20 protein-coding genes are annotated in these 21,592 nt (G+C 66.8%); 8 read left to right on the plus strand and 12 right to left on the minus strand.

Annotated elements, in window-relative coordinates:
• Positions 1-2: 2 nt before the first annotated feature.
• Complete coding sequence (locus PXJ20_RS05955; RefSeq protein ID WP_199541581.1) at positions 3-644, minus strand: hypothetical protein; 642 nt, start codon at positions 642-644, stop codon at positions 3-5.
• A gap of 248 nt (positions 645-892) precedes the next feature.
• On the opposite strand from PXJ20_RS05955, the gene PXJ20_RS05960 reads away from it, so the two are divergent.
• Complete coding sequence (locus tag PXJ20_RS05960) at positions 893-3,172, plus strand: heavy metal translocating P-type ATPase (protein ID WP_421030410.1); 2,280 nt, start codon at positions 893-895, stop codon at positions 3,170-3,172.
• Between the two features lie 112 nt (positions 3,173-3,284).
• On the opposite strand, the gene PXJ20_RS05965 is transcribed toward PXJ20_RS05960, so the two are convergent.
• A complete protein-coding gene (locus tag PXJ20_RS05965; protein WP_421030411.1) occupies positions 3,285-3,764 on the minus strand; it encodes a ferritin family protein in 480 nt (159 codons plus the stop codon).
• Positions 3,765-3,984: 220 nt separating this feature from the next.
• Between PXJ20_RS05965 and PXJ20_RS05970 the strand changes: the two genes are divergently transcribed.
• The 4 genes from PXJ20_RS05970 to PXJ20_RS05985 are packed head-to-tail and all read left to right on the plus strand — an operon-like array spanning position 3,985 to position 6,943.
• Positions 3,985-4,269 (plus strand): PepSY domain-containing protein, encoded by a 285-nt coding sequence (locus PXJ20_RS05970; RefSeq protein ID WP_017772981.1) that lies wholly within the window; start codon positions 3,985-3,987, stop codon positions 4,267-4,269.
• A 2-nt stretch (positions 4,270-4,271) separates the two neighbouring features.
• On the plus strand, positions 4,272-4,895 hold the full coding sequence (locus tag PXJ20_RS05975) for a cytochrome b/b6 domain-containing protein (RefSeq protein ID WP_421030412.1): 624 nt from the start codon (positions 4,272-4,274) through the stop codon (positions 4,893-4,895).
• Positions 4,870-5,583 (plus strand): response regulator transcription factor, encoded by a 714-nt coding sequence (locus PXJ20_RS05980; protein ID WP_017772983.1) that lies wholly within the window; start codon positions 4,870-4,872, stop codon positions 5,581-5,583. The genes PXJ20_RS05975 and PXJ20_RS05980 overlap by 26 nt, the downstream gene beginning before the upstream one ends.
• A 10-nt stretch (positions 5,584-5,593) precedes the next feature.
• On the plus strand, positions 5,594-6,943 hold the full coding sequence (locus PXJ20_RS05985; protein WP_017772984.1) for an ATP-binding protein: 1,350 nt from the start codon (positions 5,594-5,596) through the stop codon (positions 6,941-6,943).
• 65 nt (positions 6,944-7,008) lie between these two features.
• Here PXJ20_RS05985 and PXJ20_RS05990 read toward each other — a convergent pair whose 3' ends face one another.
• The 3 genes from PXJ20_RS05990 to PXJ20_RS06000 form a co-directional block, all read right to left on the minus strand.
• A complete protein-coding gene (locus PXJ20_RS05990) occupies positions 7,009-7,959 on the minus strand; it encodes a universal stress protein (protein ID WP_421030413.1) in 951 nt (316 codons plus the stop codon).
• A 425-nt stretch (positions 7,960-8,384) separates the two neighbouring features.
• Positions 8,385-8,768, minus strand: a complete 384-nt coding sequence (locus PXJ20_RS05995) for an RcnB family protein (protein WP_017772986.1) — start codon at positions 8,766-8,768, stop codon at positions 8,385-8,387.
• Positions 8,769-8,924: 156 nt separating this feature from the next.
• Positions 8,925-9,059 (minus strand): hypothetical protein, encoded by a 135-nt coding sequence (locus PXJ20_RS06000; RefSeq protein ID WP_017772987.1) that lies wholly within the window; start codon positions 9,057-9,059, stop codon positions 8,925-8,927.
• A 431-nt stretch (positions 9,060-9,490) separates the two neighbouring features.
• Here PXJ20_RS06000 and PXJ20_RS06005 point away from each other — a divergent pair, with 431 nt between their 5' ends.
• Positions 9,491-10,072, plus strand: coding sequence for a hemerythrin domain-containing protein (locus tag PXJ20_RS06005; RefSeq protein ID WP_421030414.1), 582 nt, complete (start codon positions 9,491-9,493; stop codon positions 10,070-10,072).
• 90 nt (positions 10,073-10,162) lie between these two features.
• Here PXJ20_RS06005 and adh read toward each other — a convergent pair whose 3' ends face one another.
• Positions 10,163-11,683, minus strand: coding sequence for an aldehyde dehydrogenase (adh, locus tag PXJ20_RS06010; protein ID WP_421030415.1), 1,521 nt, complete (start codon positions 11,681-11,683; stop codon positions 10,163-10,165).
• 514 nt (positions 11,684-12,197) lie between these two features.
• On the opposite strand from adh, the gene PXJ20_RS06015 reads away from it, so the two are divergent.
• Positions 12,198-13,937, plus strand: coding sequence for a methanol/ethanol family PQQ-dependent dehydrogenase (locus PXJ20_RS06015; protein WP_421030416.1), 1,740 nt, complete (start codon positions 12,198-12,200; stop codon positions 13,935-13,937).
• 80 nt (positions 13,938-14,017) lie between these two features.
• Positions 14,018-15,316: a c-type cytochrome gene (locus PXJ20_RS06020; protein ID WP_421030417.1), complete on the plus strand. Its 1,299-nt coding sequence runs from the start codon at positions 14,018-14,020 to the stop codon at positions 15,314-15,316.
• 255 nt (positions 15,317-15,571) lie between these two features.
• On the opposite strand, the gene pqqE is transcribed toward PXJ20_RS06020, so the two are convergent.
• The 6 genes from pqqE to PXJ20_RS06050 all read right to left on the minus strand — a co-directional run bounded on the left by pqqE (position 15,572) and on the right by PXJ20_RS06050 (position 21,345).
• A complete protein-coding gene (pqqE, locus tag PXJ20_RS06025; RefSeq protein ID WP_421030418.1) occupies positions 15,572-16,768 on the minus strand; it encodes a pyrroloquinoline quinone biosynthesis protein PqqE in 1,197 nt (398 codons plus the stop codon).
• Between the two features lie 4 nt (positions 16,769-16,772).
• Complete coding sequence (gene pqqD, locus PXJ20_RS06030; protein ID WP_017772992.1) at positions 16,773-17,054, minus strand: pyrroloquinoline quinone biosynthesis peptide chaperone PqqD; 282 nt, start codon at positions 17,052-17,054, stop codon at positions 16,773-16,775.
• Positions 17,051-17,800 carry a pyrroloquinoline-quinone synthase PqqC gene (pqqC, locus tag PXJ20_RS06035; RefSeq protein WP_421030419.1) on the minus strand — a complete coding sequence of 250 codons (750 nt, stop codon included), beginning with the start codon at positions 17,798-17,800 and terminating at the stop codon, positions 17,051-17,053. Before pqqC ends, pqqD begins: the two co-directional genes overlap by 4 nt.
• 2 nt (positions 17,801-17,802) lie before the next feature.
• Positions 17,803-18,726, minus strand: a complete 924-nt coding sequence (gene pqqB / locus PXJ20_RS06040) for a pyrroloquinoline quinone biosynthesis protein PqqB (protein WP_421030420.1) — start codon at positions 18,724-18,726, stop codon at positions 17,803-17,805.
• Between the two features lie 74 nt (positions 18,727-18,800).
• Entirely contained in the window at positions 18,801-18,875 is a 75-nt protein-coding gene (gene pqqA / locus PXJ20_RS06045; RefSeq protein WP_006410019.1) for a pyrroloquinoline quinone precursor peptide PqqA, read from the minus strand.
• A 391-nt stretch (positions 18,876-19,266) separates the two neighbouring features.
• Entirely contained in the window at positions 19,267-21,345 is a 2,079-nt protein-coding gene (locus PXJ20_RS06050; protein ID WP_421030421.1) for a sigma-54-dependent Fis family transcriptional regulator, read from the minus strand.
• Positions 21,346-21,592: the final 247 nt, after the last annotated feature.

A 21,592-nucleotide genomic window follows, 5' to 3' on the forward strand; every position in this document is an offset into this window, starting at 1 on the left:
ATTCAACGCTGCGCATGGCGACTGCTTTTCACACCCTTGGGTTGTTTTGCCGGCCGCCGCCACGCGAGCCTGCGCTGCTCGACCAGCATTTTCCAGTCGAGTTTCGTGAGTGTATAGATAAGCCCGAGCAGCGCGAGCTGCGTCACGATGAAATAGCCGCTGAGGTAGCCGTCTTCCAGCTGCGCCTCGGGGTCGATGTACGACGAAGCAAGGCGGCCCAGCTGCGCCCAGAGCGCGTAGCTCGCCACGCGCCCCGCGAAGAACGCCGCGCCGATAAAACGCAGCGGCAACCCCGAAAGCCCATAGGCAATGAAGAGATAGTTCGACGGAAAAGGGCTCAACGCGTAGACGAAGAACGCGCTGACGGTGGTCTTCTGATGCTTTGCGAGCCACGCGGTGACCACGTCGATGTTCTCGCGGTCGGCGTCGCGCATCAGCTTGCCGCGCACGAGCGAGCGTGCGAACGTGGCCAGAATCAGCCGCCCGATGGTGGCGGCGCTCGCGGCGACCAGGGCGAACACGAACGGACTGCCGTCCGGCACATTGAAGCCGACCCACGACATCGCCATCCAGGTGGGCGGCGCGAATGCCGGCATGAGGTTGATGAGCAGTACCACGACGAACAGTGTGGACAGCGTCGCCACGATGGACCTCCCGGCCGATGCGCTTGCAGCGGTTTGCAGCATTCCATTCTGCGGCGGCGGATGCCGCTGCGGTTGACACACGTCAAGCCGGCAAAGAACGCGGCGCGACCGCTTTCATCCGGCAACGTTTGACGCGAGTCAACGGACCCGCGATACCGCTCCATACACTCGTGAACAGCACCCGCTATCCCGTCGCTGCCCATTCCCATACTTGTGCCATGCCACGCTGGCTGTCTTTCCTCGATCGAATGCCGTGGATCACGTTCGTTCCGCTGCTCACCTCGGCCCTGAGTCTCACGGCAGGCCTCGGCTTCGCGGCATTCGGACGAACCGCCGTGGCGCATGCGCTCTGGACGCTCGGCGCCGTGCCGGTGCTGCTCGTGCTCGCGGTGTCCATCGTGCGCGCGCTGCGCCGTCACGAAGCCGGCGTCGACGTGCTGGCGCTGGTGGCCATCGGCTTTGCGCTCGCGCTGGGCGAATCGCTCACCGCGGCCGTGATCGCCTTGATGCTCGCAAGCGGCCGGGCACTCGAACACTATGCCCACGCACGCGCCCAGCGCGAAATGACGGCACTGCTCGCGCACGCGCCGCGCCACGCCAACCGGTTCGAAGCGGGCGAGTGGCGCCGCGTGGAACTGGACGACGTGCAGGCCGGCGACCGCCTGCTCGTGCGCACCGGCGAATTCGTGCCGGTGGACGGCAGCCTCACCGACCCCGCGGAACTCGACGAATCCACGCTCACGGGCGAGGCCGCCATCCAGCCGCGCCGGCCGGGCGAAGCGGTGCAAAGCGGCGTGTTGAACGTGGGTCCGGCGTTCGAGATGGTGGCGGCCGCGAGTGCGGGCGACAGCACGTTCGCCGGCATCGTGCGCATGGTGCAGTTCGCGCGCGAGGCGCGCAGTCCCGCCGAACGGCTCGCGGACCGCTACGCCGTGCTCTTCATGCTCGCTGCGCTGTTCTTTGCCGGCGCGAGCTGGCTCGCCGTGGGCGACCTCACGCGCGTGCTCGCGGTGCTCGTGGTGGCCACGCCGTGCCCGCTGATTCTCGCGGTGCCCGTGGCCATCGTGTCGGGCATGTCGCGGTGCGCGAAGCGCGGCGTGCTCGTGAAAGGCGGCGGCGCGCTGGAGCGGCTTGCGCAGGCAGGCGCGCTCTTCTTCGACAAGACGGGCACGCTCACCGGCGGGCACGCGCGGCTCGTGGCCGTGGAAAGCGCGCCGGGCACGGCGCCCGACGCTGTGCTGCGGTTCGCGGCGTCGCTCGGCCAGGCGTCGGCGCACGTGATATCCGAGGCGGTGACGATGGCCGCGCGCGAGCGCCATCTCGCGCTCGCGGTGCCCTCGCACGTGGTGGAGCGTGCAGGGGCCGGCGTGACGGGCGAGGTGGACGGCCGCGCGGTGGCGATCGGGTCGTTCGCTCATGTGTCGGAGGTCGCCGCGCCCCAGCCGTGGTGTACGGCGTTCCTGCAGCGCGTGGCCTATGAGGGCGCGTCTGCCGTATTCGTGGCCGTGGACGGCGTGATGATCGGCGCCGTGCAACTGGCCGACCAGATCCGGCTGGAGACGCCGCGTGCGCTGCGTCTCTTGCGGCAGGAAGGTATTCGCCGGCTCGTCATGCTGACGGGCGACCGGCGCGACGTGGCCGAAACCGTGGGCGCCATGCTGGGCGTGACCGAGGTGATGCCCGAGCAGACACCCGCGGACAAGCTCGCCGCCATTCAGGCTGCGCGTCGCGACGACACGGTGGTCATGGTGGGCGACGGCGTGAACGATGCCCCGGCGCTCGCTGCCGCCGACGTGGGCGTGGCGATGGGCGCGCGCGGCGCGGCGGCGTCGTCCGAGGCCGCCGACGTCGTGCTGCTGGTGGACCGGCTGGACCGCCTCGTCGACGCATTGCGCGTGGCACGCCGCACACGGCGTATCGCCATGGAAAGCGTGGTGGCGGGCATGACGCTCTCGTTCGCGGCGATGGCCGTGGCCGCGGCCGGCTACCTGCCGCCGCTGGCGGGCGCGCTGCTTCAGGAAGTCATCGACGTCGCCGTGATCCTCAATGCGCTGCGCGCCTTGCGCATACGCCCCGGCACCGCGCCGGGCAGTCTCCCGCGCGACGACGCGGACCGCCTGAAAGCCGACCATGCCGAACTGGGACCGGTGATGGAGCAGATTAGAGCGCTCGCGGACGAACTGCCGCGCATGCCGCCGCAGTCCATTGCCGGTGCGCTCACGCGCATGAACGAATCGCTTGCGCAGCAGCTCGTGCCGCACGAGCTGCACGACGACATCGAGCTTTATCCCGGCCTCGCGCAACTCATGGGTGGAGACGACCCCATGGCCGCGATGAGCGGCACGCATCGCGAGATCTTTCGCCTTGCACGCATGCTCAGACAGATGACGGCGCACGTGCCGCCCGAAGGGCCGGACGCCGCGAGCCTGCGCGAATTCCAGCGTCTTCTCTACGCGCTCGACGCCATCGTGCGGCTGCATTGCGCTCAGGAAGACGAACTGTTTCATGCGCTGGCGGAAAACGGGTAATGGAGCAGGCGAAGCGGCCCGGTGGCCGCCTCGCGCACGCCAACGCGATGCCGCCACCGATGCCACGTTCGAACGCACGCAGCCCGCGATGTGCGTGGGTGACGTGCCCGCGTTACTTGCTGCCGGCCCGCAGCTTTTCGGCGGCCGTCTTGTACGCGCTGTAGTGATCGCCTTCGTCGGCGGCAATCTGGCGGAACATGGCCGCCACCTTCTTGTCGCCGGCCGCGTCGGCCTGCTCCGCGTATTTGACGTACATCTTCGTGTTCTCGTAGTGCTCGCCGGCCATGCCGTCGGCCAGGTTGGCTTCGTCGGACTTCGCGAGGTTCAGCGCTTCCGCTTCGCGTGCGAAGTGCTCGTTGGCCTCTACGTTCGCGCTTTCGTCGAAGAGCTTCGCGAGTTCCGGGTGGCCGCTCTTGCGGGCATGCTCGGCGTAGGCGAGGTACTTCAGGTGCGCGTAGGCCTCGCCGTGCATGGCGGCCTCGAGGTTCTGCTTCGTCTGGTCTTTCAGCTGGCCCTCGGCGAGCGCGGGCGCCGCGGCGAACGAAAGCGCCGCCAGCGCGGCCACGGGAACCAGTTGCGTGAAGAGTTTCATGATCAGCATTCCTTTTCGGGGACGTCGCCGACCGTGGCGACAGCGACCATGTTGTCGTGCGGCATTGACAATGTCCTGACGTCTGCCGCGCGTCGGAACAACCGTTTGCGCGGCACGGCGAGCATTGACGCAGGCCCGTCAGGACTCGGTCAGAAGGCGTCTCTAACCTTGGCAATGAGCGTGTCTTGCGCTCGTCATCTCAAGTAAGAGGAGTCGCAACATGAATTGCAAACGCATTGGACGCATCGCCGCTATCGCCGTGCTGGGCGCCATCGCGGGTCACGCCGTCGCCAGTCCTACCTGTACGCGTCAGCCCGAATCGCAGTGGCTGAGCGAAGCGGACATGCAGAAGAAGATCAGTCAGATGGGCTACAAGGACATCAAGGTGTTCAAGAAAACCGCTTCCGGTTGTTACGAGATCTACGGGCGCACCGGCGACGGCCGCAAGGCCGAGGTCTACTTCAATCCGGTGACGGGCGCGGTTGTTCAAAGCAACGTGGACTAGCCATGCTTCCCCCGCATCCTCGCGAAACGCTGATTGCGCCCGCCGCTGCCGTACGTCACGCGAAGCCGCGTTCGGTCCGCGTGTGGGACCCCGTCGTGCGCGTCTTTCACTGGACGGTTGTAGCGGGCGTGCTCGCGAACTATCTGTTGCTCGAAGCCGGTAAGGCGCCGCACCGTTACGTGGGCTACGCGGTGGCGGGCGCGCTTGTCGTGCGCGTGGTCTGGGGCTTTGTCGGCAGTGTGCACGCGCGGTTTGCCGACTTCGTGGCGAGCCCGCGCGCCGCGCTGGCGCATCTCGCGCGAGCCGCGGCGGGGCGTGATCGCCGCTACGTCGGTCACAACCCGGCGGGCGGTCTCATGATGCTCGCGCTGATGGCGCTGCTGGCCGCGGTCTGCATCACGGGCTGGATGCAGGGACTCGACGCGTTCTGGGGCGAGCAATGGCTGCAGACCACGCACGCGCTGCTCGTCGATGCCGTGCTCGCCATGGCGGCGCTGCACGTGATGGCGGCGCTGGTGGAGAGCCGGCGGCATCGCGAGAACCTTGTGCTCGCCATGGTGACCGGGCGCAAACGGGCCGCCTCGGGAACGGATGTGGATCATGCGGCTGCTGCTCGTCGAAGATAACGGCAGGCTTGCCTCGCTCATTGCCGATGGGCTTTCGAAGGAAGGCTTCGCGGTGGACGGGTGCGCGACGCTCGATCTCGCAAGGCGCGCGTTCGCCTCGAACACCTACGACCTCGTGCTGCTCGATCTCGGCCTGCCGGACGGCAACGGCGTGGAGTTCGTGCAGGCCATGCGCCGCGGCGGCCACACCGTTCCTGTGCTCATCATCACGGCCCGCAGCAGTCTGGACGACCGCGTGATCGGGCTCGACTCGGGCGGTGACGACTACCTCGTCAAGCCATTCGAGCTGCGCGAACTCGCGGCGCGGTGCCGCGCGCTGCTGCGCCGGCCGGGTTCGTGCCTCGGCACCACGCTTGCCGTGGCCAATCTCGAACTCGATACGGCGGGCCGGGAGGTGCGCGTCTCGGGCCGCGTCGTGCCGGTGCCGCCGCGCGAACTCGATCTGCTCGAACGGTTGATGCGGCGGGTGGGGCACGTAGTGACCAAAGGCGCGCTCGAAGATTCGCTCTACGCACTCGAAGCCGAGGTCACGCCGAACGCGCTCGAAGCGGTGGTGTCGCGCCTGAGGCGCCGCCTCGCCGCCGCGGACGCACAGGTGGTGATGCATACCGCACACGGCATCGGCTACATGTTGACCGCCGCGCAAGCTTCGGACGGGGACAGCGATGAGCCGCAGCCCCATAGCTGACGGAAGCGGCATGCGCGCGCCGCGGCGCCGTCGCCGCACGCTCTTCTTCACGATCTCCGTGCGGCTCGCCGTGGTGGGCTGCGCCTTCATGCTGGCCCAGCTGCTCGCCGTCGTGTGGATGTACGTGCGCAACCCCAATGAACTCGATCAGTTGCTCATCTCGGCCGAGGCGGCCCGCATTGCGCGGGAGATTGCTCCCGGCGGCGCGGGTGCCGGCATCGCGCTATCCGAGGATCTCGCGCGGCCGCTCGCGCCCGATACTCGCCGCGCCTTCGTGATTCACGAGAAGGGCGGCGCGATCATCGCCCGCCACGACGACGGCGATCTGCGCATCGACCAGGAGCCGCCCATGTCGTTTCTCGTCATCCGGACGCAGCGCGAGACGTGGGGCGACCGCTTTCTGCTGACGGGCACACGCCGCGTGTCCGTGGCCGACCGTCCTTACTGGATCACCGTCGCGATTGCCGGCCGTGGCTTCAAGCCCTTCGTTCCCGTGATCTTCGACGAGGTCCGCTTCCATGTCGTACTTCCGCTCGCACTGCTTTCAGGCTTGCTGCTGCTCTTCAACTTCAGCGTGGTGCGAAGCACGCTCAAGCCGCTCGACGAAACCATTGCCGCCGTGGACCGCATCGATCCGGCGCAGATTGCCGCGCGCATCGAGGCTTCCACGCCGCTCTGGGAGGTGCAGGCGCTGGTCGGGTCGGTGAACCGCATGCTCGACCGGCTTGAGCGGTCAGTGCAAACGCTGCGGGAATTCGCGGGTAACGCGGCGCACGAGTTGCGCACGCCGCTTGCCATCCTGATGCTCGGCATCGGCAATCTGCCGGACGGAGAGACGAAGACGAAGCTCACGCGGGACGCCCAGCGCATGAAGCGGCTCGTGGACCAGATGCTGGACATGGCGCAGGCCAGCACGATAGAAATTGCCGCAGACGACCGCGTCGATCTCAACGCGCTGGCACGCGACGTTTCCACCGATCTGCTGCCGCTTGCTGTGGCACGCGGGCGTTCCATCACCTTTGTCGACGCAGGCGGCGCCACCGTTCGCGGCCACGCGGAAGCCATTGGCCGGGCGCTGCGCAACGTGATCGAGAACGCGCTGGAGCACACGCCGAGAGGAACGGCGGTGGAGGTGGTGAGCGGTCCGGGCCGCTGTTGCTCGGTGCGCGACCACGGGCCTGGTATTCCCGCGGATCAGCGCGCGAGAATTTTTGATCGCTTCTATCGGCTCGACCGCAGCCGTAATGGCGGAGCGGGCCTTGGGCTCGCCATCGCCGCGACGATCATGGAAGCGCACGGCGGCAGGATCGAAGTGGACGACGCGCCCGGTGAGGGCGCGTTGATGCGCCTGCGGTTCTAGCGCCGGTTTGCGTGAGCCGCCATGCGGGCGATGTTCAATACGCTTCGCACGCCGCCGCAAAGCCCTCACGCCTCCTGCGAGTGAACCAGCAGAAGCGGCACGCTGGTGAGCTGCGCCACACGCTGCGCCACGCTGCCGAGCGCCCAGCGCGCCATGCCGCGCCGGCCGTGAGTGCCCATGACCACGAGTTCCGCGTGCCAGTGGTCGGCCGCGCGCACGATGGCGTGAGCGACATCGTCGCCGGCGATTTCGGTTTTCAGAAGCGCCGTGGTGGCCGACGACGTGGCGCTGCTGAGAATGGGCTCCGCATTGGCCAGCACCGCCTTGCCTTCGTCGATGAACGCGTTTTCGAGCATGTCGATGGGCACGAGGTCGCTCAGGCGCACCGCGCGGTCCACCACGTACACGGCATGCACATGAGCGTTGCGCGTGGCGAAGCGCATGCCGTAACGCAGCGCCTGCAATGCCACGTGGCTCGCATCGAGCGCAAAGAAGAGGCGTGTGGGCACCTGGCCGGGCTTCACTTCGAAGCGCTCCGGCACGACGAGAATCGGGCACCGCGCGAGTCGCGCAAGCGGCTCGGACACCGTTCCCTCCACCCAGCGCATCACGCCGTGATGCTGGCGCGCGCCCACCACGAGCAGATCCGCCTGCCAGGCGTTCGCTTCGGCCATCAGCGCATCGACCACGCTGCCGCCGTGCTGCGAGAGGTCGATAACCTCGGTTTCGATCGCGGCGTTGCTGGGCGCGAGCAGCGCTTTGGCGTGGCTCAGCGCGTCTGCCGCGTCGCGCCGCAACTCGGCGCGAGCTACGTCGAGCGTGGTGCCGACGAACCCGCCGGTCGGCACGAGCGTGCGCGGGTTCTCCGCCACGCTCACGAGGCGGACCTGGTTCTCGGGCCGCAGCAGGTTTTGCACGTAGGCAAGCGCCTGCTGGGAGGCGGCCGACGCGTCGACGGCGATGAGTACGCGGGTTGGCAGAGCAAAGGGCGTGTCGGTGGAGGCGGCGGCGTTCACGGTGGGTGTCCTGCGGAAGGTTGAAGGGAGTGTGTAAGCGATTCTGTAATCCACCCGCCTGCCGTTTCTTGACCACGATCAAGCGCCCTTGGTAACGCGGCCGACCGTGGCGGCGGACATCTCCCGCTTACCTGCCCCTCATGCACGGCTCACATCCGCGCGGCTTGCGTGAGGTGTTGTCGTTGTCGGGTGGGGAGGGGCGCGTTGCCTGCACGGCGGCCGGGAAGGCGCGGTCGCGTACGCGAGCGTGTCGGCGTGCGACAGATACGTTGGGTACGAAGCGGAGGGGATGAGGCGCCTTCGTGCGAGGGCGCCTCGTGCCGCGCAGGCGACGTGCGCAGGATTAGCGGGAAGAGAAGGGGACGTCGACTGGTCGGGGCGTGTCGGATCAGGGCCCGGGATCCGCGGCCCTGACTCGTGCCGGTCTAGGGCCCCACGCGTAGCACGATGCCGGAGGAGATCTGCACCAGCAGGTAATCGCCGCCCACGCCGATCCACGTGTAGCCGCGCGGCGGCGGCCCGAGACGGTAGGCGCGCCAGTCGTCGATCACGTACTGGCGGTCGCGGTATTCGGGCGGCAGGCGATCGCCTTTGCGCCAGTGGCCCGGCGCGTAGGCGGACGCGCCCGGACCCTCGGGGCTGTGGCCCGGCGGCATGCGCTCGGGGCCATGCCCCCGGCCGTGACCCTGCTCGCCTTTGCCGTGATCGCCTCTTCCGTGGTCGTCGTGCGGCGGTTGCGCGCTGACGGCCGACGCAGCCAGCATGCCGGTGACGATCAGCGACCCGAGAAACACGCGCGATTTCTTCATTGCTTTCTCCTGTGCGGGGTGGTGATTGCCGGAGTGGCAGAGGCAGGCTAGCACCCGATGCGCCATTGCGCCATCGAACGGGTCAGTGGGGGTCAGTGCGGGGTCAGTGCGACCCGCCGCGCATGAACTGCCGCTATCGTCGACAAGCGGCTGCCCTCAAGGGCGCAGCAGATCGAGCCCGGCAAACACGATGACGCCGCTTAGTGCCATGAAGGGCACCGAGTGCCGGCCCAGATAGAGCGTGGCTGCTGCCAGCCAGCTCGCAACGAAAAACGCTCCGATTCGCTTCATGTCGTGTGCGCGCCGTGAAGGGCGCGTTCCCGATGGTGATTGAGTGGGCCGGCGATGCCGATCGTGCGAGGACTTCGCCGCCGTGGGTGGTCCGGCGTTCGCCGTGCTTGCCGGTTCACTCGCGAGGCGCCGTGTGCCGGGGGGGCTCCCGCGCTGCGGGCCGCGTGATGGCGATTGCCCGCCGGAGAAATGCCAATTATAGGGTTTTCCCTTGGTCGAGGACGGGCGCGCCGCCAGGCCAGGGACACGGAGCGGCTCATCGGCGTGCGTGGAAGTGTCTCGTGCAACGCCCCGTGTGCGGATTGATTGCGGTCAAGGCTGGCTTTCGTGGCGGCACGATACTTTTCGAAGGACGTCAGCCGGTTTGCTGCGGGCCGTCCGTCGTCCGCGAATTGCCACGAATTGCCGCGATTGCCGCGAGGAGAAACATCATGGTGCCGTCCGCCATGCATACGGCCGTGCAGGCCATCATCAGGGAACACCAGCAGCTCGCCGTGGTGGTCGGTGGCATGCAGCGTTTCATCGAGCTTGTCGATGCCCACGCGCAAACGCCCGACGCCATCGTGTTCCGCGCGATGCTTTACTACATTCGCGAATATCCCGAGCAGATCCATCACCCGAAGGAAGACTGCTATCTGTTCGCGCGGCTGCGCATGCGCACGGCGGATCTCGACGAGATCATCGAGGAACTGGAGCACCAGCACGCGCAAGGCGAAGCGAAGGTGCGCGAACTGGAGCGCGCGTTCACGCGCTACGAACTCGCGGACGAGGCGGCCTTCGCGGCATTGCGCGACAGCGTCTACGAATACGCGCGGTTCTTCGCGGAACACCGCCGCCTCGAAGAAGAACTGATCCTGCCGGCCGCGCTGCGTTTCCTGACCCGCGAAGACTGGATCGAGATTGACGCCGCGTTCGGCGCCAATCGCGACCCGTTCGAAGGCATGAAGACGGAGAGCGACCTCGACCACCTGTTCGAGATGGTGGTGAAGGCTCTTCCCGATCTTGGGGGGTGAAGGGCTGCGTCTCCTTGTATGGAGTCGCGGCGGGCGGCGTGCATTTCTTCCGCCCGCCGCCCGTCTTTCACCAACGCATCAAGCCACCGCTCAGAAGAACCCCAGCGGCTGCTCGCTGTAGCTCACCAGCAGGTTCTTGGTCTGCTGGTAGTGGTCGAGCATCATCTTGTGCGTTTCGCGGCCGATACCCGACTGCTTGTAGCCGCCGAATGCCGCATGCGCCGGATACGCGTGGTAGCAGTTCGTCCACACGCGGCCCGCCTGGATCGCGCGCCCGAAGCGATACGCACGCGTGCCGTCGCGCGTCCACACGCCGGCGCCCAGGCCGTACAGCGTGTCGTTGGCAATCTCCAGCGCTTCTTCCTCGGTCTTGAACGTCGTGACCGACACCACCGGCCCGAAGATCTCTTCCTGGAAGATGCGCATGCGGTTGTGGCCGCGGAACACCGTCGGCTTCACGTAGTAGCCCTTCGCAAGTTCGCCCGCCAGCACGTTGCGCTCGCCGCCCGTGAGGCACTGCGCACCTTCCTGACGGCCCAGGTCGATGTACGAGAGGATCTTTTCCAGCTGCTCCTGCGAGGCCTGCGCGCCGATCATCGTCTTCGGGTCCAGCGGGTGGCCCTGCTGCACGGCGGCTACGCGCTTGAGCGCACGTTCCATGAAACGGTCGTAGATCTTCTCGTCGATCAGCACGCGCGACGGGCACGTGCAGACCTCGCCCTGGTTCAGCGCGAACATCGCGAAGCCTTCCAGTGCCTTGTCGAAGTAGCCGTCGTCGCGGTCCATCACGTCGGCGAAGAAGATGTTCGGGCTCTTGCCGCCCAGTTCGAGCGTCACCGGAATGATGTTCTCGCTCGCGTACTGCATGATCAGGCGGCCCGTGGTGGTCTCGCCCGTGAAGGCGACCTTCGCGATGCGCTTGCTGGTGGCGAGCGGCTTGCCGGCTTCCAGACCGAAGCCGTTCACGACGTTGAGCGTGCCCTTGGGCAGGATGTCCTGGATCAGTTCCATGAGGACCAGGATGGAAGCGGGCGTCTGCTCGGCGGGCTTGAGCACGATGCAGTTGCCGGCGGCGAGCGCCGGGGCGATCTTCCAGGCGGCCATCAGGATCGGGAAGTTCCACGGAATGATCTGGCCGACCACGCCGAGGGGCTCGTGGAAGTGATAGGCGACGGTGTCGTGATCGACCTCGCAGACCGAGCCTTCCTGGGCGCGGATGCAGCCGGCGAAGTAGCGGAAGTGGTCGATGGCGAGCGGGATGTCGGCGGCCAGGGTTTCGCGCAGGGGCTTGCCGTTGTCGATGGTCTCGGCCACGGCGAGGCGCTGCAGGTTGGCTTCCATGCGGTCGGCGATGCGGTTCAGCACGCTCGCGCGCTCGGCGGGCGAGGCTTTGCCCCAGGCGTCCTTCGCGCGGTGCGCGGCATCGAGCGCGAGTTCGACGTCTTCGGCGCGCGAGCGCGGAATCGAGGTGAACGGCTCGCCGGTGATGGGCGAGACGTTATCGAAATACTCGCCGCCGACGGGCTTCACCCACTCGCCGCCGATGAAGTTTCCGTACTGCTTTTTGTAGGGGTATTCGGTGGTCAGGAACTGCATTTCCGCGTGGTTCATGATGTCTCTCCTCCATGGATGGGACGGCATCCGTGCCTGCATGTCCGGCAGGTTCCGCACTGAATCCGCACTGAAGCGCCGGAAAACACGGATGCGTTGATCTGATGTGCGCTTCGCGCTGGGCACCCGTTCAGCGAGAACCATGCCATTGCGAGTTTGCGTGGGCCACATGGGGCGCGTGCAACGCGAGGCGCCGTTCAACACGCGATTGAGCACACGATCCAACGCTTCATCCCGTTCGTTAGGAACGCCCCCGACTCAAGGGACTGTTCCCTCCGGCAACACACGCGGCCTGCGGCTGTACCAGACTGCAACACCTCGAACGCGCGACCTGCGTTCCGCGTCGCCGGACGTTTCGCGCTTCATCCCCTGCCACGCAAGGCAAATCGCTAAAGAAGGCTTGAGGCAGATCAATGGCATGCGACTTGCAAAAAGCGGCGCGCTGCCATTGACGCTTACCGGACGATGGCGCCGCAACCGGGCATCGCCCTCGATAAATCGACAGGAGACAAGGATGAAAGCACGTTTAGCAACGGCTACGCGGCCCACGGCGCTCGCCCTGGGCGTCGCGCTGGCCGCGAGTCTTGGCCTGGCCGCCATTGCCGCCACGGCCGCGAATGCCGACGAGTATCCGGCCGTGACCTACGACCGCCTCGCGTCGGCGCAAGACGATCCCGGTTGGCTCACCTACTACCGCACCTACAACGGTCACGCGCATTCGCCGCTCAAGCAGATCGACACGTCCAACGTGAAGACGCTCAAGCAGGCGTGGACCTACAAGTTTCCCGCCGAACTGCAACAGGGCTTCGAAGCGACGCCCATCGTCAACGGCAACTATCTGTTCGTGACCACGCCGAAAGACAACGTCTACGCGTTCGACGCGACCACCGGCAAACAGCTCTGGAAATTCGAGCCGAAGCTGGGCGCCGAGTCGTTCAAGACGGCGTGCTGCGACGTCGTGAATCGCGGCGTGGCGCTCTACGGCAAGAACGTCTATGTCGCGATGCTGAGCGGCGAAGTGGCGGCGCTCGATGCGCAGACGGGCGCGCTCGTCTGGAAGAAGTCGATGTTCGAGCCGGGTCTCGGCTACGCGTTCTCGCTTGCGCCGCTCGCCATCGACGGCGCGCTCGTGGTGGGCAGCGCAGGCGGCGAGTACGGCGCGCGCGGCTTCATCGCGGCGCTGAGCCCCGACGACGGCAAGGTGCTCTGGAAGCGCTTCACGATACCCGGCGCGAGCGAGAAGAACGGCAACACGTGGCCCGACGGCATGCAGGAACACGGCGGCGCGCCGGCCTGGCTCACGGGCACGTACGACGCCGATTCGCGCACGCTCTACTGGGGCGTGGGCAATCCGGGGCCGTGGCTCGCGGATCTGCGTCCCGGCGACAACCTCTACTCCGACTCGCTGCTCGCGCTCGACCCGAAGACCGGCGACCTCAAGTGGCACTACCAGTACACGCGCCACGACACGTGGGACTACGACGGCGTGAACACGCCCGTGCTCGCGAAGATCAAGTACGAGGGCAAGGACTACGACGCGATCATCCACGCGGACCGCAACGGCTACTTCGATGCGATTGACCGCGGCACCGGCAAGCTGATCTACGCGAAGGCGTTCGTGAAGGCGACCTCGGTAACGGGCTACACGCCCGAGGGCGCGCCCATCCAGGACCAGTCGAAGTACCCGAAGGTGGGCACGACGATCGAAACCTGCCCGAGCTTCCTGGGCGGCAAGAACTGGTGGTCGCTCTCGTACGACCCTGAGCGCCATCTCGCGATCGTGCCCGCGCTGCATGCGTGCATGACGCTCTCGGGCAAGTCGGTGAACTTCATGGAAGGGCTGCCGTATCTGGGCGAAGGCTTCGAGATCAAGCCTGAGCCGGGCAGCAAGGGCTTCGGCGAGTTGCAGGCCATCGACGTGAACACCGGCAAGAAGGTGTGGAGCCACTGGAGCAAGCTGCCGTGGAACGGCGGCGTGGCGACGACGGCGAGCGGCATCGCGTTCAGCGGCGCGCTGGACGGCCACCTCTACGCGTTCGACGAAGCCACGGGCAAGGTGCTGTGGCAGAGCCCGAAACTCGCGAGCGGCATCGTCTCGCAGCCTGCGGTGTTCGAGTCGGGCGGCAAGGAGTACGTCGCGGTGCTCGCGGGCTACGGCGGCGCCAACCCGATCTGGGGCGGCCCGATGGCCAAGGCTGCGGAGAAGGTACCGCGCGGCGGCACGCTCTACGTCTTCGCGCTCGGCGGCGCGTGATCTAACCCGGCGCAGCGCGACGCGGCGGCTTTCGTCCGCCGTGCGCGCGGCTGCGCCGGTGCTTACCGGAAAGTACTCTCATGAATACCCGACTTCATTGCCTGGCTTCGCTGGCTTTCACGAGTGCGCTGCTCGCAGGCACCGCACTTTCGTCCGCCGATGCCTTCGCCAGCGTGCGCGTCTGCACGTTTCCCGGCAGCCCCTCGGCGCCGCTCGACCGCGCCGTCGCACGCGAAGCCTTCAAGGCCGCGCACATCGAGGCCACCGTGCTCGAAGGCGCATTCGGCGCAAGCGACGACGACGGCGTCTCGCTCAAGGAACTCAACGCGGCGCTTGCGCGGCACTGCGACGTGATTGCGGGCTTCCCGCGCTCCACGGCGGCGGACGCCTCCGACAGCAAGCTCAAGTTCTCGCGCGGCTATCTGCGCTCGGGCTACGTGAGCGTGACCACCGACGCCGCGGCTGCGTCCGCGAACACCGCAAACGTGATTGCGGCCACCTATGCGAGCCCGGGGCAACTCATCGCGGTCCAGCAGAAGGGCGCGCGGCTCGTGCTCGAAAACACCTCGGAGTCCACCGTCGATGCGGTCGTGGCGGGTCACGCCGGACGCGCCATCGTCTGGTATCCGGCGCTCGTGGCGTATCGGCTCGCGCATCCGCAGCAGCGGCTCGCCGTGGCGGGCACGTCGTCGCCGTACGCGGACTGGCATCTCGTGTTCGCGTTCGGCGCGAAGAGCGCCGCGTTGCAGCCGCGCGTGGATGCGGCGCTGGCGGCGATGTCCGCGAACGGGCGGCTTGCGGCCATGACGCAGCAATGGGCGCTGCCGAAGACGGCTGTGGCGGCAACCTCTGTGGGCGAGTTGGCCACGTCCCATACGCAGGCCGATGCGTTCGCCTACCGCGACGGTCCGGCACCGACGCATGGGCCGAACGCCTACGGCGCCGCATTGCTGTCTGCGGGATTGTCGTCTTCCGCGCAGGGTGGCGGTTTCATCAAGGTGGATGCGAGCACGGCCAGTGCGCCTTCGTTCGTCAGCGCGCAGGTCGCGCACGGCAAGAAGCTTTATGCGGGGGCGTGCGCGAAGTGCCACGGCGCGAATCTTGAAGGCCTCAACGCGCCTGCGTTGAAGGGCCCCGCGTTTGCGCCCGCGTCGGGCTCGCATCTCACCATTGGCGGCGTGTTCACCTACATGTTCACCAACATGCCCGCCGACAACCCCGGCAAGCTGAAGCCCCAGGACTACGCGGACCTCATGGCGTACCTGCTCAACTCGAACGGCTACGCAGCCGGCGCGACGAAGCTCACGGCGGACGCCGCGAAGGCGTCGGCGACGCCGCTCAACGCGGGGTCGGCCGTCACGGTGGGGGCGTCGCAGTAATCAACGCAATTGCAGTAGAGAGGGGTCTCCGGCCCAACCGCAAGGTCGGTCCGTTGGCGGCCGCGCGGCAAGCTCCGTGTGTTTAGGGGGGAAGCCGCGCGGTCGCATTTTTTTGCGTGCTGCCTGCGCAAGACACGCGACAACGAAAATGCCGCACGTTTGCTTCGGCAAAACGTGCGGCATTTCGTGCGGCATTTTTCTATCGGCCTGTGTTGAGTGCTTCGGTCCGGCCAGAACTGAACCGTACTCGGGGCCTCACCCCGCCTTCAATGAATTCTCGCGGCTGCGAAACACGAGCGGCTGCACCGCCGTGTCATGCGCCTGCTCGTGCTGCCGCGCGATCTTCACCGCCTGCTCCACCACGCCGTGATGCGCGGACTTCGAGCAGACCGGATCTGCGTCAGCGGCGTCGCCTGCGAGCTGATAGGCCTGGCAGCGGCAACCGCCGTGATCCGTGTGGCGCTCGTCGCAGTCGCGGCACGGTTCCTTCATCCAGTGCTCGCCGCGATACGCGTTGAACGCGGTGCTTTCGTACCAGATGTCTTTGATCGACGTATCGCGCACGTTCGGAAACGTGAGTCCCGGCAGCGAACGCGCGGCGTGACACGGCAGCGCCGTGCCGTCGGGCGATACGGCGAGAAACACCGATCCCCAGCCGTTCATGCACGCCTTGGGGCGCACCTCGAAGTAGTCGGGTACCACGAGCAGGATGCGGCAGCGCTCGCCCACGCGCGCACGGTAAGCGTTGACCACGTCTTCCGCTTCGCGCAGCTGTTCGGCGGTGGGCATGAGTTGCGTGCGGTTCAGGAGCGCCCAGCCGTAGTACTGCGTGTTCGCGAGTTCGAGATACTCGGCGCCCATGTCGAGCGCCATCTCGATGATCTGCGCCACGTGCGGCAGGTTGTAGCGATGCAGCACGCAGTTGAGCACCATCGGGTAGCCGTGCGACTTGATGAGCCGCGCCACGCGCTGCTTGAGTTCGAACGTGCGCGTGCTGGTGAGGAAGTCGTTGAGTTCGCGCGTGGAGTCCTGAAACGAGAGCTGGATGTGATCGAGGCCCGCGTCCTTGAGCTTGCCGATGCGTGCTTCGGTCAGGCCGATGCCCGACGTGATGAGGTTCGTGTAGAAGCCGAGTCCGCGCGCGTAGCCCACCAGTTCTTCGAGGTCGTCGCGCAGCAGCGGCTCGCCGCCCGAGAAGCCGATCTGCGCGGCACCCAGCGCGCGTGCCTCGCGGATGACGTTGCGCCAGCTCTGCGTGTCGAGTTCGGCCTCGTGGCGCGCGAAGTCCACGGGGTTGTAGCAGAACGCGCAATGCAGCGGACAGCGCCACGTCAGTTCGGCGAGCAGCCAGAGCGGCGGCGCAGCGGCTTCGCGCGGCGCGGGCGCCGCCCCGCCATGAGCGTGATCGAACGTCACAGGTGCGGGTGCTGAGGCTTGCATCTCGTCGTTCATGCGTTCAATCGACCCAGCCGCGTTGCCGTGCGTGCCAGAGGAAGCGATGCACGTCCGGCGCGAGGTCGGAGGCACTGAAGAGCTCTTCGAGTTCGCCGATGATGTCGTCGAGTTCGCGCGTGCCGTCGCAGCGCGCAAGAATGGCGCCGGCGCTCGGATTGAGCTTCACCATGCCTTCGGGGTAGAGCAGCACGTAGCCGTCCTGCGCGGGCTCCCATTGCAGCCGGAACATGCGGCGCAGACACGGCCGCGGGTTCACGCCGAGGTCGGAATCGACGGTGTTCATACGGGGTACGCCTTTTCGATGGCATCGAGCATCGACCACAGAATGTCGAGCTTGAACTGGAGAATTTCCATGGCGCGTTGCTGGGCTTTCGGCGTCGTGAAATACGCGAGCGTGACGGCGAGGCCATGTTGCACGTCGCGCTGCGCGAGCGGAATGCGGCTGCGGAAATACTGCAGGCCGTCCTGTTCGATCCACGGGTAGAGCGTGGGCCAGCCCGCGAGCCGGTCGCGGTGAATCTGCGGCGCGAACATTTCCGTGAGCGACGAGCACACGGCTTCCTGCCACGGCGCGCGACGCGCGAAATTCACGTAGGCGTCCACGGCGAAACGCACGCCGGGCAGCACGTGCTCGAGCGACCAGAGTTCGTCGCGATTGATACCCACGGCGTCGCCCAGCCGCGCCCACGCTTCGATGCCGCCTGCGTGCTCGCCGTAGCCGTCGTGGTCGTGCAGCCGCTCGATCCAGAGCCGGCGCGTTTCGCGGTCCGGACAGTTCGAGAGAATGGCCGCGTCCTTGAGCGGAATGTTGATCTGGTAGTAGAAGCGGTTCGCCACCCAGCCGCGGATCTGCTCGGGCGAGCACCCGCCGCTGTTCATCTTCACGTTGAACGGGTGGTAGATGTGATAGCGCGCACCGAGCGCGCGCAACTGCGCCTCGAATTCCTCTGCGGGCCACGGCGCATCGTGTGGCGTGGCGGTGGACGTCGACGCGGAGGCTGGCGAAAAAGCGGGCAAGGCTGCGTTCATGATCAAACCTCGAATTGCATGCCGTCGCGCGCCACTTCGATGCCGCGCGCACGGATCGCCGCGTACTCGGCCGAATGCGGGTCGAGTATGGGGTTGGTGTTGTTGATGTGGATGAGCACCTTGCGCGTGGCGCGTGGCAGTCCGTCGAGCAGTTGCACCATGCCCGGTTCACCCTTGTAGCCGCACTGCGCGAGATGGCCCATGTCGATGGCGAGCTTGTCGGCGAGACCCAGGTCGATCATTTCGGTCTGCGACCAGAACGTGCCGTCCACGAGTACGAGCTGCGCCGAGTTCATGGCTGCCAGCACGGCAGGCGATGCGCCTGCGAGACCCGGCGCGTAGAACATGCGCGCACCGCTGGCCACGTTCTCGATCACGAGTGCAATGTTGTCGCCGGGCACGCCGGACTCGCGTCGCGGCGAGTAGGGCGGCGCCTTGCTTTGCACGGCGATGGCCGTGAAGCGCAGCCCGCCCGCGTGCGCAATCTCGAACGGTTCGTCGAGCACGATGTCGTGACGGTCCACGCCGCAGTAGTGCGTGAGGAGCGGCACGAGCGGCAGGCCTGTGGAAAGGTCGTCGAAGACGGGCGGCGTTGCGTAGAGCGGCAGCGGCGTCGTGCGTTCGCGCAGCATCAGAAGGCCCGTGACGTGATCGATCTGTGCGTCGATCAGCATCACGGCCACGATGCCGGTGTCTCGCACCGACCGTGCAGGCTGCAACTCGGGATGCGAGCGCAACTGCGCGAGCAGGTCGGGCGAGGCGTTGATCAGAACCCAGTCCGTACCGTTGCCGCTCACGGCGATCGAGGACTGCGTGCGCGGCTGGATGTCGCCGGTATAGCTGCGGGCGTGAGTGCAATTGGCGCAGTTACAGTTCCACTGCGGCAGGCCGCCGCCCGCGCCCGAACCCAGAATCCTGATCTTCATGATGTTGCGTGGCGGGCGCCGTCAACGCATGCGTGGCCCTTCGGCCCGCATGCGCGCGGCGCGTCGCGTTCCGTTTAGCGGTTGGCGATGTACATCGTGATTTCGAAGCCGAAACGCAGGTCGGTATAGGCGGGGGTGGTCCATTGCATGGCTGTCTCCTTGAGTTGGATGGGATGTAGACCGCAGCAATGCTGGCGGTCGGGGCTTTCATTGCAAGGTCCATGCCGGTGGCGAGTGCGCGTTGCCGCTGCAAAAGCGAGCGGCGAACGCGGGCCGCGACGCGCGTTTCGAACGCGTCATCGGGGCAGGCGGGCGGGAATCTGGCTGAATTGGGACTGAACTCGGGGCTTTTGTCTGGCCTTTCGTGTTGCCTTCGCAGTGGAGCGCATCGAGGCGGGGCATGGGCACGCTATCGGCTCGTCATCGAGCCGCGGTCCGCTGCGTGTGCTGTTCCGTTGTGCCACATCGGGTGTTCCAGAACGGAACAGCACGGAAGAACAGCACGGTGAAGCAGCACACAAGCGAGCGCCGCCGCACGCGTTATGAATTCACGGCGTTGTCGTCTTCGCCTGCGCCTTCACCCTGGCCCTCGTTCGAAAGCGACGGCAGCTTGCGATAGATCGTGTTGCGCGAGACGCCGAGCGCGCGCGCCGCGGCCGACACGTTGCCGCCGTGCTGTGCGACCGCTGCCGCGATCGCTTGCGCTTCCACGTCCTGCAGACGCGCGCCGCGCAGCGGCATGACCTGCGCGATGCCTTGGGGTTGTCCCTGGGATGATGCGACGCACGGGCGCGGGTTGCGCAGGTCGTCGAAGAAATCGTCGGGCAAATGCTCGCGGCGAATCTCGCCGTCTTCGTCCACCATCGCGGCGGCCGTGCGCAGCAGGTTGGCGAGCTGGCGGAAGTTGCCGGGCCACGTGCATTGCGTGAAGAGCGTCATGACGTCGTCGGCCACGGTGAGCGGGGCGTCGGTGGCCGCGCGCCCTGCCTGTTGCGACTCGTGGTGCAGCATCTTGAGCACCACGGCTTCCAGATCGATGCGCTCGCGCAGCGGCGGCAGCTTCACGACGAGGCCGTTCAGGCGGTAGTAGAGGTCTTCGCGGAAGCGGTTTTGCGCAATCATCTCGCGCAGGTCGCGGTGCGTGGCGCAGACCACGACGATGTCCACGGGAATCGAACGCGCCGAGCCGAGCGGGTTGACCTGGCGCTCCTGGAGCACGCGCAGCAGCCGCACCTGGAGCGGATACGGCATGTCGCCGATTTCGTCGAGAAACAGCGTGCCGCCGTTGGCCTGCAGCAGCTTGCCGACAGCGCCTTTGCGCCGCGCGCCGGTGAACGCGCCTTCCTCGTAGCCGAACAGTTCCGATTCGATCAGCGTTTCGGGAATCGACGCGCAGTTCACCGCGACGAACGGCCCCGCATGGCGCGGCGAGTCGTTGTGAATGGCGCGCGCGAGCAGTTCCTTGCCGGTGCCGGTTTCGCCGTTGATCAGAATCGGCACGTCTTTGCCGATCACCTTGCGCACCTTGCCGATGACCGCCGACACCTGTGGATCGCCGGTGTCGAGATAGGCGAGGCGCGAGAGCATGGTGGAGCGGGCATGAGCGGTCGCGCCGCCGGTGCCCGCCGTCGCGGCGTTTGCGGTTGCGGGGGCCGGTTGTGCCGTGCCGTCGTGCTCTGCCGCATCGGCCTGCAAGGCGCGCGCTGTGGAGGCGGGCAGCGCCGGCCGGCGGAAGTCCACTTTCGCGCAGACCGTGGCGCCGGTGTGCAGATTCAGCGCAATGTACTGGCCAGGGCTCGCGCGCAGCCGTTCGAGCAGTTGCGCGCTGCCCACGCCAAAGAGCGACGAGAGCGTGTGCGCGCGCAGCGCCGAAAGCGGCAGCCCGAGCTGGAATTGCGCGCTGCGGTTCGCGGCGAGAAAGCGGCCGTCCGAAGTGAATGCGGCAATGCCCTCCATCAGCGTGCCGAGAAACTCGGGGCGCGCATGAAACGCGATCTGCAGCGTTTCGCGGAAGGTGTTCATGAACAGATGGTTCTCGATCATCTGCACCGACATCCGCGCGAGCGCCATGGTGTGCTGGTGATAGCTGCGGTGGTCGCCCGTTACGTCAAGCACGCCGATCAGGTCGCCATAAGGGTCGACGATGGGCACGCTCGAACACGTGAGAAAGCGGTTGGCCGCGAGATAGTGCTGGTCGCCGTGCACGACCGTGGGCGAGCGTTCCGCGATGGCGGTGCCGATCGCGTTGGTGCCCTGGCGGTCTTCGGCCCAGTTCGCGCCGGGACGCAGCGCGACTTTTTCGGCGCGGCGCAGGAAGTCGTCGTCGCCGACGGAATGCAGGATCAAGCCTTGGGAGTCCGTCAGCACGATCATGCTTTGCGTGTTGACGATCTGCTCGTGCAGCGTTTCCATGACCGGCGTGGCGTGCGCGCACAGAATGCGGTTCTGCTCGAGCTTGAGGCGCAGTTCGGAGGCCGGAAGCACGTCGTAGTCCGGGCGCGTGGAGGCACTGAGACCGTACATTTCCGAACGTTCGTGAGACTTCTGGATTTCCGGGGCGAGCCAGCTGGACTCGCGCGTCGCCGACGGGCCGGCGACGTGACGGACATCGTCACGCATTGTCTCCTCCTTGTTTTGCGCCGGTCGTTTTGCCGGCGCCTTGGGTGTTGCCGATAATGCAAATTCTGCGCCAGAGGATGGTGGCTCGCCGCCGCGGTACCTTGCCGACGCGAGGCGGCTTACAACACGCTGTCAGGGAAAGCGGCGGGGGAAAGCGGCTCACGCTCTGATAGCAGCCGACGTTGCGCTTCGTTCGAGGTTCACGTTGTACTGTGCGGCGTGTCTGTTTGCCGGCGTTGACCTGAAT

Source organism: Paraburkholderia sp. A1RI_3L, from assembly GCF_048957895.1.
In the GTDB taxonomy this organism is placed as follows: Bacteria; Pseudomonadota; Gammaproteobacteria; order Burkholderiales; family Burkholderiaceae; genus Paraburkholderia; species Paraburkholderia kururiensis.